Raw genomic sequence first — 15676 nt, forward strand, 5'->3', positions numbered from 1 at the left:
TCAGATAGTTTAACAAACACCCCTAAACTCTAGTTATCAGGTATTTAGATTCGTTAAACTCGTTTATTATTTCATCTACAACTTCTTTTGCTGATTTTATACTGTGTATTAAACCTGCAACCTGCCCTATTTCTAACTCACCTTGCTCTAAATCTCCTTCAAACATTCCTTTTTTTGCCCTTGCCCTACCCAATAATTCCTTCAACTCTTCGATAGATGGTTTTTGTTGATATAATTCTTGTACTTCCTCATAAAATTTATTTTTAATTAGACGAACAGGCGCCAATTCTTTTAAGGTAAGTTGTGTATCTCCATCATTAACATTTAAAATTGAATTTTTAAAATTAATATGAGCAGAAGATTCTTCTGTTGCTGCAAACCTACTACCTATTTGAACACCATCTGCACCTAAAACCATTGCAGCAAGCATGCCCTTACCAGTTGCAATACCACCTGCAGCAATTACTGGTATTTTTAGCTGCTCTTTTACCATAGGAATCAAAGTAAATGAGGTAGTTTCTTCTCTTCCATTATGTCCACCTGCTTCAAAACCCTCACATACAACTGCATCTACTCCGGCTTTTTCTGCTTTTAATGCAAACTTTACAGAACTAACTACATGTACCACAATAATTCCTTTTTCTTTTAACATTTTAGTCCATGTATTCGGATTTCCAGCAGATGTAAAAACAATTTTAACATCTTCTTCAATAACAATTTCCATCAATTTTTCTATATCAGGATATAGCAATGGTATGTTAACACCAAAAGGTTTATTAGTCGCTTTTTTACATTTTTGAATGTGTTCACGTAAAACATCTGGATACATAGAGCCTGCTCCAATTAAACCAAGTCCACCAGCATTAGAAACAGCAGATGCCAATTTATAACCAGAAACCCAAATCATTCCTCCTTGAATAATTGGATGTGCTATTTTAAATAATTCGGTTATTTTATTCATCATTAATTTTTAATTAATTTTAAGGTTTTAAAAGTATTTCCTTTTGATATTTTAGCCACATACACGCCATTACTTAAAAATGACACATCAATTGTATTGGTTATTAAATTGTCTTTCTTATAAACTTTTTCGCCTAAAATAGTATAGATTTCTATTGTATAATCTTCAAAAAGAAGTCCATCTAACATAATTGTAAAACTACTAGTAGTTGGATTTGGATATATTTTTAAATTGTTTAAAGAGGCATCATTAGTGGTAAAATAAGATCTATACTTTTCGAAAGCTATCTTAAAATCTGGAATACCATAACCATGCTGTTCTGATGGTAGACTATATTTATCTGCAGACTCGAACAATGCCTTTTTCAAATAAAAGTTTCTATTTTTTTTTGTCATTGATCTTGACTCATTTAAAGGCAAACTATTTTCATATTGATTTAAACATGCAATTAAACCTGCCATAATAGGAGAAGAAAAAGAAGTTCCGCTTCCAGCATTTGTAATTGCACCAGAAGCAAAATGAATTAAATATGGGTTTTGACCTTGTGCTAAAATTTCTGGTTTAATTCTACCGTCATAAGTAGGTCCGTAAGAACTAAAACCAGCAATTTCTTCTGAAGCTTTTACAGCACCAACTGTTATTACAGAAGCCGCATCTGCTGGTGCACCAATATATTTCCAAGAACTATTACCACTATTTCCTGCAGAATTAACCAATAACATTCCTCTAGATGCAGCAATTTCTGCACCTCTTGAAATAAAAGTTGTTTTACCATCCATGTGTTGATATGTATGATGGTGATTAGGATTATCGAAGGTTGTATAACCTAATGATGTATTGATAATATCAACCCCTAAACTATCTGCCTTTTCAGCAGCTTCTACCCAAAGAGTTTCTTCTAAAACAGTTTCATTTTCTGCAATTTCTGAAATAAATAGGTAAAATTTAGCATCTGGTGCAGCCCCAACAAACTCATCTTTAACATACCCAGAAATGGTTGATAATACATGTGTACCATGACTATTTCTTGAATAAAAATCTGTATTTCTATCAGCAAAATTATAGCCTCCTAAAATTTGATTATTATCTCTAATTCTTTTAAAAGCAGGCAATGTATTAACATTCGGAAAACCAGCGTCGATAATTGCTATAATTTGATTGTTACCTGTATACCCATTTTCGTGTAAAAAATTACCCTGCAACATTTTAATTTGATGATCTGCCGCTCCATAATTAAAGTCTGTAGTAATTTCTTCAAACTTTTTAGTATGGTTTAAAGAGCTATTTACTTTGTTATACTTTGCAGAAATATTAAGAGATTTATTAGCAAATTCTATGTTATTAATAAAAGGGTAATTAAGTTTTAAAAGCTTAATATTATCGATAGTCCCTTGTATGTGAAGGGCATTTAACCATTTAGATTTGCCTAAAATTACAACCGATGTATCTATTTTTATTTGATTAAAATAATCAATATCGATGGGTACATCTTTACTATCTAAAGAAATTTGTTGTTTTATTCTTCTATCTAAAGCGCGTTGAGATAATATGCTTAAAGGATTGTTTAAAAAAACACTTTCGTTAGGTTTATCTTTAAAAAACAACCAAGCATCTTCTTTATCTTGCGCAAAAAAAGAGCAAGTAACAAGCATAAAAAAGAGCAATAATTTCTTCATGTTTCGAAATTACTACTTTTTTATGATTCTTTACATTTTTTATGAAATAACCCCAGAACCTAATAATTCTTCATCGAGATACCAGGCAACAAATTGCCCTTCTTGAATAGCAGACTGTTTATTTTTAAAAGCTACAAATAAACCTGAATCTACTTTGTGTAAAGTGGCAACTTCTAGTTTTTGTCTGTATCTAATTCTAGCCTGAACTTGCATAGTTTCGCCAGATTTTAACAGTAAATCTTCTCGAATCCAATGAACTTCTTCATTTGCAACAAACAAAACATTTCTGTACAAACCTTGATGATTTTTACCTTCGCCTGTATAAATTACATTCTCTACAACATCCGTTTCTATAACGTATAATGCCTCTTTGGTACCCCCAACATTTAACCCTTTTCGTTGCCCTTTTGTAAAATAATGAGCTCCGTTATGCGTGCCTACAATTTTACCATCTTGTTTATTGTAAGTAAATTTGGTTGCTAAATATTTTAACTCTTCTTCTTTATTTAAAAAAGTTGGTGGCTCTTTTGTGTATTGATTAAAATTGTTTGGTATGGTAACGATTTCTCCTTGTTTGGGTTGTAATTTTTGCTGTAAAAATTCTGGTAAACGAACCTTACCAATAAAACACAAACCCTGAGAATCTTTTTTTTCTGCAGTAATTAAATCTGCTTCTTTAGCAATTTCTCTTACTTGTGGTTTTGTTAATTCGCCAATAGGAAATAAAGCTTTTGCTAATTGTTGCTGAGAAAGCTGACATAAAAAATACGATTGATCTTTATTAGCATCTTTACCTGATAATAATTTATAAACCGTTTCTCCGTTTACTTGGTCTTCTGCTTTTCTACAATAATGGCCTGTTGCAACATAATCTGCGCCTAATTCTAGGGCGATATCCATAAAAACATCAAACTTAATTTCTCTGTTGCAAAGTACATCTGGATTTGGAGTTCTACCTTTGCTATACTCATCAAACATATAATCTACGATACGTTCTTTATATTGATTGCTTAAATCTACAACTTGAAAAGGAATGCCTAATTTTTCGGCAACAATCATCGCGTCATTAGAGTCTTCTAACCAAGGACATTCATTAGAAATTGTGACAGAATCGTCATGCCAATTTTTCATAAATAACCCAACAACATCAAAACCTTGTTCTTTTAACAAATAAGCAGTAACACTAGAATCTACACCACCAGAAAGACCAACAACAACTCTTTTCATTCATTATTTTTAAGGCCACAAAGTTACAAATTTGTTGGTAATTTTAATGCCCAAAAAATGATTTATAATTACAACTATAAAGACTTAGTTTTTCTGTTCTAACATAGGTACAAAAGCAAAATCGCCCAACTCTTTTTTCTCGAACTCTGTGGCAGATTTTCTAATAAAAAGTGTCATAATTTGCTTGGTATCACCAACAGGTATTAATAATTTTCCACCAATTTTTAATTGTGACAATAATGGTTTTGGTACAAATGGTGCACCAGCTGTTACAATTATTTTATCGAAAGGCGCCATAGAAGGCAATCCTTTATAACCGTCTCCGAAAATAAACTTTTTAGGATTATACCCTAACTTTGGTAAAAAAAGAGAGGTTTTTTTGTACAATTCTCGTTGTCTTTCTATAGTATAAACTGTAGCTTTTAAAGTTAGTAAAACTGCCGTTTGGTATCCAGAACCCGTACCAATCTCTAATATTTTATCTTCTGGATGTATTGCTAATGTTTGAGACTGAAAAGCAACAGTATATGGCATAGAGATTGTTTGATCTGCAGCAATAGGAAATGCTTTGTCTTGGTATGCATGATACTCAAAACTACTATCTATAAACAAATGACGTGGTATGGTTCGTATTGCTTGCAATACATTTTCATCTACAATTCCTTTGGCTTTTAATACGCTAGCCAATTGATTTCTAAGTCCTTGATGTTTAGATGTGTCTCTCAATTTTATGAAATTTCTGAACCCTAAAAATAGTAATTAATCTATATACATGCACATAAAATTGTATCTTTGTTTGAGGTGATTTTTTAAAATCAGAAAACAGAAAACAAACGTCTTAATAGCAATTAACAATCAATACGTTACATAAAATTGTTATAAATAGAAGACTAAAAATAAAGGAATATGTTAAAAGTAGGAGTATTAGGTGCTGGTCATTTAGGTAAAATTCACTTGCGATTATTGCAAGCATCTGATAAATATGATTTAGTAGGCTTTTTTGATCCATCAGAAGAAAATGCCAAACAGATTGAGAAAGAATTTGGTTATACTGCTTTTAATTCTATTGCTGCTTTAATTGCCGCTGTAGATGTTATTGATATTGTAACACCTACTCTTTCTCATTTCGATTGCGCTAAAGAAGCCATAGAAAATGGATGCCATGTTTTTATAGAAAAACCAATTTCTAAAACAGTGATAGAAGCAGAAGCTATTAAAACCTTAGCAAGCCAATATCATGTAAAAGGGCAAGTGGGTCATGTAGAAAGATTTAACCCTGCTTTTACAGCTGTTAAAGATAAAATAGAAAACCCAATGTTTATTGAATGTCATCGATTGGCAGAATTTAACCCAAGAGGTACCGATGTGCCTGTTGTTTTAGATTTGATGATACATGATATTGACATTATATTATCTGTTGTAAAATCTAAAGTTAAAAATGTGCATGCAAGCGGTGTTTCTGTTATTTCTGACACCCCAGATATTGCCAATGCTAGAATAGAATTTGAAAACGGTTGTGTTGCAAATTTAACTGCAAGTAGAATATCGATGAAAAACATGCGTAAAACAAGGTTTTTTCAGAAAGATGCCTACATTTCTGTTAATTTTTTAAGCAAAGAATCTGAATTGGTAAGAATGAAAGATGTACCTGAAAATCCGGGTGAATTTGCCATGATTTTACAAAATGCCGAGGGTGTTAAAAAACAAATATATTTTGAAAACCCAGAGGTAGAAAACAACAATGCCATTTTAGACGAATTAGAAACTTTTGCCGATGCCATTAATAACAATACAACACCTATTGTTACTTTAGGCCAAGGAACAGAAGCATTAAGAGTTGCACAAATGATTATAGATTGTTTTTAACAAACTAGATTATAAAATAAACACTTACTATTACGCAATTGAAAATCAATTTATACTACCAAGTTGAAATTGAAACTTTCTAATTGCTTATACTCAATAAATATGCGTTAAGGATAGAGCGGTTTGTTTGAGCTCTCTCGATTTTTATCGAGAAGCGAGTAGCGAAAGCCTGTTAAAACGCCCAAATAAATATAAATATTAAAGTTATTATTAATGAAAAATATTGCAGTTATTGGTGCGGGTACCATGGGAAATGGTATTGCACATACTTTTGCACAATTTGATTATAGTGTTCATTTGATTGACATTTCTGAAGATTCTTTAAAAAGAGGAATGGCTACAATTGCTAAAAATTTAGATAGAATGGTTGCTAAAGAAAAAATTTCTGAGGCAAAAAAAACAGCTACTCTAAATAACATTACAACTTACACCGCTATTAAAAAAGGTGTTAAAAATGCAGACTTGGTAATAGAAGCGGCTACTGAAAATGCCGTTTTAAAGAGTAAAATTTTTAAAGAGTTAGATGTAGAATGTAACAAAAACACCATTTTGGCAACAAATACATCTTCTATTTCTATTACACAAATTGCTGCCGCAACTAACAGGCCCGAAAAGGTAATTGGCATGCATTTTATGAATCCGGTGCCTATTATGAAACTGGTAGAAATTATAAAAGGTTACTCTACAGATGATGCTGTAATGGAAACTATTACAGAGCTTTCTAAAAAAATTAATAAAATACCTGTTGCTGTAAATGATTACCCAGGATTTGTTGCTAACAGAATTTTAATGCCAATGATAAATGAAGCCATTGAAACATTATACAATAAAGTTGCAGGCGTTTCTGAAATAGATACGGTTATGAAACTTGGTATGGCACACCCAATGGGACCATTACAATTAGCAGATTTTATTGGCTTAGATGTATGTTTATCTATTTTAAATGTTTTACATGATGGCTTTAAAAACCCTAAATATGCACCATGCCCATTATTGGTAAACATGGTAATGGCAGGTAAATTAGGTGTTAAATCTAGCGAAGGTTTTTACGATTATACAGAAAGTAGAAAGGCAGAAAAAGTAGCTAAAATGTTTCTGTAAATTATGATTTGTAAAGGCATTACGTTCTTTTTTTTATTGGTAAGCTTTCCTTTTTTTGCGCAACAAAAAAGAAGTCTTAATAAAGTAGGATTGCAATATAGTTATGCCACAGAAGATAATTTTTTATTTAACGACAAAGACTATTCATACAATGCAGCAACTTATAAAGTTCAGCTGTTTTATGAACTCGGAAATTGGAAGTCTATACAGTTTGAAATTCTATTACAGCCGCAAATACAATACATACAACACCAGCTATTAAACAGTTATTTTGTACTGCCAACTGAAGAAAATTTTGAGGAAAAAATTAGTGAATTTACTAAACCAAAAAACATAAATCTACTTGGTTTTGAAGTAGGTTTTAACGCCAAAAGAAAAATAAGCAACTACCTTTTTATACAAAGCACAATTGGCTTAGGGGTAGCAACAATTAGTAATAGAACTGAACGATTGGCAAAAGGGTTTACTTTTATAGAAAATGCTGCAATTGGTTTTTTGTATGAAACCAAGTCTAAAATTGGTTATTATCTTGGCACCACAATTGGTCATGTATCTAACTTTAATACCCAAAAACCAAATAGTGGCTACAATCAGTTGGGTTTAGAGATTGGATTAACATACAAACTAAAATAGCGCAAAGAAATTAGTATTAATTAATTTGCGCTATTTAAAAAAATACTGGTTTTATTTACCTAACCAAGAGTTAAGCATCCAGATTGTTTTTTCTTGCTCTGCTATAAAATCACTCATCATAGAGTTGGTTCCTTCATCTGAAGCAGCATCTGATAATTCTAAAATAGATCTTTCGTTTTTTAGTAATTCTGACAGTGAATTAACTACAAGCTCTACCCCTTCTACATCATTAGAAATATCTTTACCAACTGCAATAGTTGCTGTGTTTAAATAATCTGTAAATGTATGTAATGGTTTGCCATGCAGGGTTAAAATTCTTTCTGCTATTTCGTCTATTTTTATTTGAGAATCTGTATAAAATTCTTCAAATTTAAGATGTAACTCAAAAAAATTCTTCCCTTTAATATTCCAATGTAAACCTCTTAGATTTTGATAAAATATTTGAAAGTTAGCTAGTAACCCATTTAACTCTTTTACTAAATCTGAATTCTTTTGAGTGTCTAACCCTAATAATGTTTTGTTCATGTTTTTATTTTTTTCAAAATTATATGAAAATAAACAAAAATTACTATCATTAATATTGATAGTTTTAATATCTTTATCAGAAATTCTTATATAATGACAATTACACAACTTAAATATGTTTTATCTGTTGCAGAGTATCAAAACTTTACAATTGCAGCAGAAAATAGCTTTGTGACACAACCCACTTTAAGTATGCAAATTCAAAAATTGGAAGAGCAATTAGAGGTTAAAATTTTTAATAGAGCTAAAAAACCAATCGAATTAACAGAAATAGGTAAAAAAATAGTAGAACAAGCAAAAGTAATTGTAGATGAAAGCAATCGGATTTTAGATATTGTGCATCAGCAAAAAGGTTTTATTGGTGGCGAATTTAAGTTGGGAATTATCCCTACTATTATGCCTACATTATTGCCTATGTTTTTACAAAATTTTACCAAGAAATATCCGAAAGTAAAACTAATTATAGAAGAATTAACTACCGAAGAAATTGTTAGAAAACTAACTGACGGTCATATTGATGCTGCTTTAGCGGCAACACCTTTAGAAAATGAGGCTATTAAAGAAAGACCTTTATATTATGAACCTTTTGTAGGGTTAGTACCTCAAAATCATCGATTGTTTAAAAACAAGACAATTACTGCAGATGAGTTGGAAATGGAAGATATTTTATTGCTAGAAGATGGTCATTGTTTTAAAGATAGTGTGCTAAATTTATGTAGAACTCATAAAATTGATAACAAAAAGGGCTTTCAGCTAGAAAGTGGTAGTTTTGATACATTGATAAAATTATCTAAAGAAGGATTGGGAATGACATTATTGCCTTACCTACATACTTTAGATTTAAATGAAGTAGACAAAAACCATTTAAGAGAATTTACAAACCCACCACCTGCAAGAGAGGTAAGTTTAATTTACCATAAATCGCAATTAAAAATGCAGTTAATAGAAGCGCTTTTAAAAACGATAGAAGGTATTGTAAGAGGTGCTATTTCTTTTTCTGATGTAAAAATTATTAGTCCACTTCAAAAAAAATAAAAACTATATTTTACTAAAAAACACCTTACAATTGATACTTGTAAGGTGTTTTTATTTTAGGCTACTAATTTTATAGCAAGCTATTTACGCGTACATTTTATCTCTTAATTCTTTAATTTTTGGGTCTGTAAGATACTCATCAAATGTTGTATGTCTATCTATTACTCCTTTTGGTGTTAACTCTATCACTCTGTTAGCAACTGTTTGCGCAAACTCGTGATCGTGAGTTGTAAAAAGAACTGTTCCTTTAAAGTTAATTAAAGCATTGTTTAAAGCTTGAATAGACTCTAAATCTAAGTGATTTGTTGGTTCGTCTAACACTAAAATATTTGCTCTTTTCATCATCATTCTAGAGAGCATACATCTAACTTTTTCTCCTCCAGATAATACATTACTTTTCTTTAAAGCCTCTTCACCAGAAAAAATCATTTTCCCTAAAAAGCCTCTTAAAAAAACTTCTTCACGTTCTTCTTCTGTTTGTGCATATTGTCTTAACCAGTCTACTAGATTAAGATCTCCGTTCTGAAAAAATGAAGAGTTATCTAAAGGTAAGTAAGACTGTGTGGTGGTTACACCCCAAGAAAAAGTACCAGCATCTTGTTTTTCATTTCCGTTTATAATCTGATAAAAAGCAGTAACGGCTCTCGAGTTTTTTGATATTATAGCAATTTTATCGCCTTTATTTAGGTTGATATCTACGTTTGCAAATAAATTTTCTCCTTCAAACTCTTTAGATAAGCCTTCTACATTTAAAATTTGATCGCCTGCTTCTCTATCTCTGTCATAAATAATAGCAGGATATCTTCTACTAGAAGGTTTAATTTCTTCTACATTAAGCTTGTCAATCATTTTTTTACGAGAGGTAGCTTGTTTCGATTTTGCCATGTTTGCAGAAAAACGACGAATAAACTCTTCAAGTTCTTTCTTTTTATCTTCTGCCTTTTTATTTTGCTGTGCTCTTTGTCTTGTTGCTAATTGGCTAGATTCGTACCAAAAAGTATAGTTTCCAGAAAAATGGTTTATTTTACCATAATCAATATCAGAAATATGGGTACAAACAGCATCTAAAAAGTGTCTATCATGCGATACTACAATAACACAGTTATCAAAATTTGCAATAAAGTTTTCTAACCAAGCAATAGTTTCAAAATCTAAATCGTTGGTAGGCTCATCCATAATTAACACATCTGGGTTGCCAAACAAAGCTTGTGCAATTAATACACGTACTTTTTGCTTACCATCTAAATCTTTCATTAAAGTATAGTGTAATTCTTCAGATATACCAAGATTAGATAACATTGCAGCGGCATCAGAATCTGCATTCCAACCATTCATTTCTTCAAAAATTATTTGAAGCTCTCCTATCTTTTCTGCATTTTCATCTGTATAATCTGCATATAGATCATCTATCTGTTTTTTAATTTGAAACAGCTCTTTATTACCCATTACCACCGTTTCTAAAACAGGAAACTCATCAAAAGCATAATGATCTTGTGTTAAAACAGACATTCGTTTACCTTTCTCTAGATGAACTTGTCCTGAAGTTGCTTCTTGAACACCAGAAATAATTTTAAGAAAAGTAGACTTTCCTGCTCCGTTTGCGCCTATAATACCGTAACAATTACCGGTTTGAAATTTTGTGTTTACATCATCAAACAAAATGCGTTTTCCGAATTGTACAGATAAGTTAGATACTGATAACATACTCTAATTTTTAAATTTGTGCAAAAGTACAAATTTGATTTATCTTTTAGCCCTCGATTCTAAATGGTTTTTAAAGAAATAAATTAATAATTTGCCACCTTTAATTTAACAACGAATTAACAATTTAAGCTTTTTCGAATACATAACTTTGTAAGTACACAGAGAACAGAATGGTATATGATTAAAAGTTTACTTACATACTTTTTACTTACTTCAATTTTATTATTAGCAAGCTGTAAATCAGCTACTAAAAATAATGATACTTACTTTGGTGGTAAAATAATCAACCCAAAATCTAACTTTGTGGTGCTATATAGCATGGATAAAGTAGTGGACACCATGTTTCTTGGTAAAGACAATAAGTTTTTAGGTAAACTAAAAAACACAAAAGAAGGCTTGTACTATTTTGTACATGGCAATGAAAATCAATACATCTATTTAGAGCCACAAGACAGTTTAATGTTACGACTAAATACTTGGGATTTTGATGAGTCTATTGTTTTTGCTGGTAAAGGTGCCGAAAGAAATAATATTTTAATAGACTGTTTTTTAGAAGATGAAAAAGAAAATAAGATGTTTTATAACTTGTATAAGTTAGATGCAGCAACGTTTTTAAAAAAAACAGATTCTCTTTTAATTAAAAAAGAAAAAACGTATAAAGATTATGTAAGCAATCATTCAGAAGAAACAGCTAATTACAAGCATATTTTAAAGATAGCCCTTACCTACCCAATATACTCTAGAATAGAGAGATACCCAATTGCAAATTTAAAATATCACAACTACCTAAATTTATCACCTTTAGACGATCAATTTTTTAAACATAGGGTTTTAACTAATATTGAAAATGACTCGTTAATGTACTACCCACCTTACACGCAATATGTACGTAATTTTCTTTATAATTCTACATACAAGTTGGGCCATAAACCTATGTTAGATGAATATTCTTCTGAATTTACTGTTGATTTACTAAATATTATTTCTGACAACATAAAATCTAATTCTTCAAAAAACGCTTTTCTTAAGCAAACAGTAATAGGGCATTTTTTTAAAAAAGCTAGCTGTAATATTAATGAAGAAACTTTTAACACCTATTTTAAATTAAGTAATAACGTAGAAGATAAAAATTTAGTTGCTAACTTATTAAAAGATGCAAAAACACTACACAAAGGCTTATTATTACCTAATTTTGAAGTGTATAATTTTAAAAACGAAACTATAAATAGCCATCAAATTATAAAAAACAGCGATAGTTTTTTGTTCTTTTGGAATCCAGAATATGTTTCTCCTTCTTACATTTCATCAAGAATTGGATATTTATCAAAAAAGTTACCAAACATAAAGTTTATTACCATTAGAATTGATGGTAATATCAATTCTAAAATTGCCAATTTAGATGTAAAAAATCAATTTTTTATCACTTCTAAAAACCCTGCCAACTCCTTCTTAACAAGTAAAATGCCCAGAAGTATTTTAATTAATAGCAAAGGTATAATTACCAATGGTTTTTCTTCAATTACCTCTAAAAACCTAACTACAGAGCTGGCTACTATAAGTAAACACTAAAAGACACTACCATTCTATAATATTTTTGTACATTTGCACGATTTTTAGAATGAGTCTAACTCATTTAAAATCAGGTCGAATTTATAATCGGGTTTGCAGGTGGGCGTTCTGTGAATCCAAAAAAACACAGTAATGTCAACATTTTTAGAATTAGGTTTAAAAGAACCTATCAACAGAGCATTAACAGATTTAGGGTATGAAAAACCAACTGTTATTCAAGAAAAAGCAATTCCGCAAATTATTTCATCTACAGACGATTTAAAAGCTTTTGCACAAACAGGTACCGGTAAAACTGCTGCCTTTAGTTTACCAATCTTAGAATTGATAGACGAAAGCAACAGCAATGTACAAGCAATTATTTTATCTCCAACAAGAGAATTAGCAGTACAGATTGGTAAAAACATCGAAGACTTTTGTAAATATTTAAAAAACATAAAAGTTACTACAGTTTATGGTGGTGCTAATATGGATACACAAATTAGATCTCTAAAAAGAGGTTCTCAAATTGTTGTTGGTACACCAGGTAGAACGGTAGATTTAATAAATAGAAGAGCTTTAAAATTAGGAAACGTTCAATGGCTAGTTTTAGACGAAGCTGATGAAATGTTAAACATGGGTTTTAAAGACGAATTAGATGCTGTTTTAGAAGCTACACCAAATACAAAACAAACCTTGTTATTTTCTGCAACTTTTCCTAGAGAAGTAGAAGCAATTGCAAGAAACTACATGACAAACCCTGTAGAAGTAGCTTCTGGTGAAAAAAATTCTGGTTCAGAAAACGTAACACATGAATACTATTCTGTTACAGAAAGAACACGTTATCCTGCCTTAAAAAGAATTGCAGATTTAAATCCAGATATTTATGCAATTATCTTTTGTAGAACTCGAAGAGAAACACAAGAAGTAGCAGACAACTTAATTAGAGATGGTTATAGCGCAGACTCTTTACACGGAGATTTATCTCAAGGACAAAGAGATTCTGTAATGGGTAAATTTCGTAAAAAGACCATTAAAATTTTAGTTGCTACAGATGTTGCAGCAAGAGGATTGGACGTAAACGAATTAACACACGTACTTAACCATAAATTACCAGATCAAATAGAAAACTACACACACAGAAGTGGTAGAACTGGTAGAGCTGGCAACAAAGGTATTTCTATTGTTTTAGTAAACGGAAAAGAAAAAGGAAAGCTAAGACAGATAGAAAGAATAATTAAAAAGAAATTTATAGAAGGTAAAGTACCTTCTGGTAAAGAAATTGTACAAAATCAATTAATGAATTTAATTGATAAGGTTCAAAATACGGAAGTAAACGAATCTGAAATGTCTGAATTTTTACCTAATATCTATGAAAAATTAGAATCTTTAGACAGAGAAGAATTAATAAAGAAATTTGTTTCTCTTGAGTTTAATACCATGTTAAAGTATTATGAAAACTCTAAAGATTTAAACGATTTATCTTCTAGAGATAATTCTCGTGCCAGATCTACTGATGAAAATATGACACGTTTCTTTATCAATATTGGTAGAAAAGATAACTTAAACCCTGGTAAATTAATCGGTTTAATTAACGAGCAAAATATTGGAGATAAAATAGAAATTGGTGCAATTGACATTTTAGACACATTCTCTTTCTTTGAAATCGATAAAAATTACGAAGACAAAACATTAGAAGCATTTTTAGAAAATCAACCAGATTTTGATGGTCGTTCTGTAAATGTAGAAATTACCAAAAAAGAAAGATCTGGCGGCGGCGGAAGACGTGGCGGAAGAAAACCCTTTGGTAAAAAAGATGGCGGATTTGGACGCAGAAGAAGCGCAGAAGGTTCATCATCTAGAAGAAGTGATTCTGGTGGCGGAAGAAGATCTGAAAGACGTTCTTCTGACAGACCAGATAGAGCTAGCAGAAGTTCTGGTGGAGAAAGAAAGTCTTCTGGTGGTTTTGGTAGAAAACGTAGAGAAAACTAATAAAGACTTAATTATATTACAACCTCATCAATATTTTGATGAGGTTTTTTTATGAGTAATATTATCAAAAAAATTAAACCAAAAAAAAACCGAACAGTACATGTTCGGCTTTTTTAAAATAGTTATCAAAATACTACATCATTGCAGCTGCCATTTTTTTATAAACCCCATCTTCTAATAAAGTTCTAATCGCAGAAAATGCTGTAATAGTTTCATCTATATCTTCTTGTGTATGTGTTGCCGTAGGTATTAATCGTAAAATAATTAACCCTTTTGGTATTACTGGATACACTACGATAGAACAAAATATACCATGATTTTCTCTTAAATCGTTTACCATTGCCATTGCCTCTGGTATGTCTCCTTTTAAAAACACAGGAGTTATACACGTTTCTGTAGTTCCTAAATCAAAACCAGCATTGCGCAAACCAGATTGTAGTGCATTTGTATTTGCCCATAATTTTTCTTTTAATTCTGGCATTGTACGCAACATATCTAAACGTTTTAAGGCTCCTTTTACCATTGCCATTGGCAAAGATTTTGCAAAAGTTTGAGAACGCATGTTGTATTGCAAATACTGAATTACATCTTTATTACCTGCTAAAAAAGCACCAATACCTGCCATTGACTTTGCAAAAGTGGCAAAATATACATCAATTTCTGCTTGAACACCTTGTTCGAAACCTGTACCTCTACCTCCTTCTCCTAGAGTACCAAATCCGTGCGCATCATCAACTAATAATCTAAAGTTATATTCTTCTTTAAAAGCTACTATTTCTTTTAACCTACCTTGCTCTCCTCGCATTCCAAAAACCCCTTCAGAAATTACTAAAATTCCTCCGCCAGTTTTCTCTGCCATTTTTTTAGCACGCTTAATGTTTTTCTCAAAACTCTCCATATCATTATGACGATAAACAAAACGTTTACCTGCGTGTAAACGAACACCATCAATAATACAAGCGTGGGTATCCATATCATAAACAATAATATCATTTTTAGTAACTAGGGCGTCTATGGCAGACATGATCCCTTGATAACCAAAATTTAATAAATATGCCTTTTCTTTATCTACAAACTCGGCACATTCTTTCTCTAATTGCTCATGAAAAGGCGTATGACCAGACATCATTCTTGCTCCCATTGGGTAAGCCATTCCGTGCTCTGCAGCAGCTTCTCCATCAACTTTTAATACCTCTGGATGATTGGCTAAACCTAAGTAATCATTTATACTCCAAGTAACTACTTTTTTTCCGTTAAAAGACATTCTATTAGAAATTGGCCCTTCTAACTTAGGAAAAACATAGTATCCTTCTGCTTGTTGTGCCCATTTTCCTAAAGGTCCTTTATCTTTTATTATTCTTTCAAATAAATCTGTGGTCATGTTGTAATTTTTTATTTTTAAGTACTACAA

13 protein-coding genes are annotated in these 15676 nt (G+C 31.1%); 6 read left to right on the plus strand and 7 right to left on the minus strand.

The annotated features are described in order from the left end of the window. Positions 1–22: 22 nt before the first annotated feature. The 4 genes from Q0678_RS02065 to Q0678_RS02080 form a co-directional block, all read right to left on the minus strand. Entirely contained in the window at positions 23–964 is a 942-nt protein-coding gene (locus tag Q0678_RS02065; protein WP_299053163.1) for a nitronate monooxygenase, read from the minus strand. After that, the gene (locus Q0678_RS02070; RefSeq protein ID WP_299053166.1) at positions 964–2637 is read right to left on the minus strand and encodes a S8 family serine peptidase; all 1674 of its coding nucleotides are present in this window, start codon (positions 2635–2637) and stop codon (positions 964–966) included. The genes Q0678_RS02065 and Q0678_RS02070 overlap by 1 nt, the downstream gene beginning before the upstream one ends. A 39-nt stretch (positions 2638–2676) precedes the next feature. After that, positions 2677–3864 (minus strand): tRNA 2-thiouridine(34) synthase MnmA, encoded by a 1188-nt coding sequence (gene mnmA / locus Q0678_RS02075; RefSeq protein ID WP_299053170.1) that lies wholly within the window; start codon positions 3862–3864, stop codon positions 2677–2679. An 84-nt stretch (positions 3865–3948) separates the two neighbouring features. Next, positions 3949–4590 (minus strand): protein-L-isoaspartate(D-aspartate) O-methyltransferase, encoded by a 642-nt coding sequence (locus tag Q0678_RS02080; protein WP_299053172.1) that lies wholly within the window; start codon positions 4588–4590, stop codon positions 3949–3951. A gap of 180 nt (positions 4591–4770) precedes the next feature. On the opposite strand from Q0678_RS02080, the gene Q0678_RS02085 reads away from it, so the two are divergent. The 3 genes from Q0678_RS02085 (at position 4771) to Q0678_RS02095 (ending at position 7464) form a co-directional block, all read left to right on the plus strand. Then, positions 4771–5730 carry a Gfo/Idh/MocA family oxidoreductase gene (locus tag Q0678_RS02085; protein WP_299053174.1) on the plus strand — a complete coding sequence of 320 codons (960 nt, stop codon included), beginning with the start codon at positions 4771–4773 and terminating at the stop codon, positions 5728–5730. A 213-nt stretch (positions 5731–5943) separates the two neighbouring features. Continuing rightward, entirely contained in the window at positions 5944–6831 is an 888-nt protein-coding gene (locus Q0678_RS02090) for a 3-hydroxybutyryl-CoA dehydrogenase (protein ID WP_299053177.1), read from the plus strand. Between the two features lie 3 nt (positions 6832–6834). Beyond that, on the plus strand, positions 6835–7464 hold the full coding sequence (locus Q0678_RS02095; protein WP_299053179.1) for an acyloxyacyl hydrolase: 630 nt from the start codon (positions 6835–6837) through the stop codon (positions 7462–7464). Between the two features lie 51 nt (positions 7465–7515). Here the strand turns inward: Q0678_RS02095 and Q0678_RS02100 are convergent, their stop codons facing one another. Beyond that, complete coding sequence (locus Q0678_RS02100; protein WP_299053182.1) at positions 7516–7989, minus strand: Dps family protein; 474 nt, start codon at positions 7987–7989, stop codon at positions 7516–7518. A gap of 93 nt (positions 7990–8082) precedes the next feature. Between Q0678_RS02100 and Q0678_RS02105 the strand changes: the two genes are divergently transcribed. Further along, positions 8083–9024 (plus strand): hydrogen peroxide-inducible genes activator, encoded by a 942-nt coding sequence (locus Q0678_RS02105; RefSeq protein ID WP_299053186.1) that lies wholly within the window; start codon positions 8083–8085, stop codon positions 9022–9024. An 84-nt stretch (positions 9025–9108) separates the two neighbouring features. Here Q0678_RS02105 and Q0678_RS02110 read toward each other — a convergent pair whose 3' ends face one another. Continuing rightward, complete coding sequence (locus Q0678_RS02110; RefSeq protein ID WP_299053189.1) at positions 9109–10728, minus strand: ABC-F family ATP-binding cassette domain-containing protein; 1620 nt, start codon at positions 10726–10728, stop codon at positions 9109–9111. Positions 10729–10905: 177 nt separating this feature from the next. On the opposite strand from Q0678_RS02110, the gene Q0678_RS02115 reads away from it, so the two are divergent. Both Q0678_RS02115 and Q0678_RS02120 read left to right on the plus strand, forming a co-directional pair. After that, positions 10906–12297: a hypothetical protein gene (locus Q0678_RS02115; RefSeq protein ID WP_299053191.1), complete on the plus strand. Its 1392-nt coding sequence runs from the start codon at positions 10906–10908 to the stop codon at positions 12295–12297. Between the two features lie 132 nt (positions 12298–12429). Further along, positions 12430–14265 (plus strand): DEAD/DEAH box helicase, encoded by a 1836-nt coding sequence (locus Q0678_RS02120; protein WP_299053194.1) that lies wholly within the window; start codon positions 12430–12432, stop codon positions 14263–14265. 133 nt (positions 14266–14398) lie between these two features. On the opposite strand, the gene Q0678_RS02125 is transcribed toward Q0678_RS02120, so the two are convergent. Beyond that, positions 14399–15646: an aminotransferase class I/II-fold pyridoxal phosphate-dependent enzyme gene (locus Q0678_RS02125; RefSeq protein WP_299053197.1), complete on the minus strand. Its 1248-nt coding sequence runs from the start codon at positions 15644–15646 to the stop codon at positions 14399–14401. Between the last annotated feature and the right edge of the window lie 30 nt (positions 15647–15676).

Source organism: uncultured Polaribacter sp. (assembly GCF_947497125.1).
Classification (GTDB): domain Bacteria; phylum Bacteroidota; class Bacteroidia; order Flavobacteriales; family Flavobacteriaceae; genus Polaribacter.

What these genes read in the sequence shown, in the direction of transcription:
- Q0678_RS02065 (WP_299053163.1), bottom strand. Translation starts at nt 964, where the DNA reads ATGATGAATAAAATAACCGAATTATTTAAAATAGCACATCCAATTATT.
- Q0678_RS02070 (WP_299053166.1), bottom strand. Translation starts at nt 2,637, where the DNA reads ATGAAGAAATTATTGCTCTTTTTTATGCTTGTTACTTGCTCTTTTTTT.
- mnmA (WP_299053170.1), bottom strand. Translation starts at nt 3,864, where the DNA reads ATGAAAAGAGTTGTTGTTGGTCTTTCTGGTGGTGTAGATTCTAGTGTT.
- Q0678_RS02085 (WP_299053174.1), top strand. Translation starts at nt 4,771, where the DNA reads ATGTTAAAAGTAGGAGTATTAGGTGCTGGTCATTTAGGTAAAATTCAC.
- Q0678_RS02090 (WP_299053177.1), top strand. Translation starts at nt 5,944, where the DNA reads ATGAAAAATATTGCAGTTATTGGTGCGGGTACCATGGGAAATGGTATT.
- Q0678_RS02095 (WP_299053179.1), top strand. Translation starts at nt 6,835, where the DNA reads ATGATTTGTAAAGGCATTACGTTCTTTTTTTTATTGGTAAGCTTTCCT.
- Q0678_RS02100 (WP_299053182.1), bottom strand. Translation starts at nt 7,989, where the DNA reads ATGAACAAAACATTATTAGGGTTAGACACTCAAAAGAATTCAGATTTA.
- Q0678_RS02105 (WP_299053186.1), top strand. Translation starts at nt 8,083, where the DNA reads ATGACAATTACACAACTTAAATATGTTTTATCTGTTGCAGAGTATCAA.
- Q0678_RS02110 (WP_299053189.1), bottom strand. Translation starts at nt 10,728, where the DNA reads ATGTTATCAGTATCTAACTTATCTGTACAATTCGGAAAACGCATTTTG.
- Q0678_RS02115 (WP_299053191.1), top strand. Translation starts at nt 10,906, where the DNA reads ATGATTAAAAGTTTACTTACATACTTTTTACTTACTTCAATTTTATTA.
- Q0678_RS02120 (WP_299053194.1), top strand. Translation starts at nt 12,430, where the DNA reads ATGTCAACATTTTTAGAATTAGGTTTAAAAGAACCTATCAACAGAGCA.
- Q0678_RS02125 (WP_299053197.1), bottom strand. Translation starts at nt 15,646, where the DNA reads ATGACCACAGATTTATTTGAAAGAATAATAAAAGATAAAGGACCTTTA.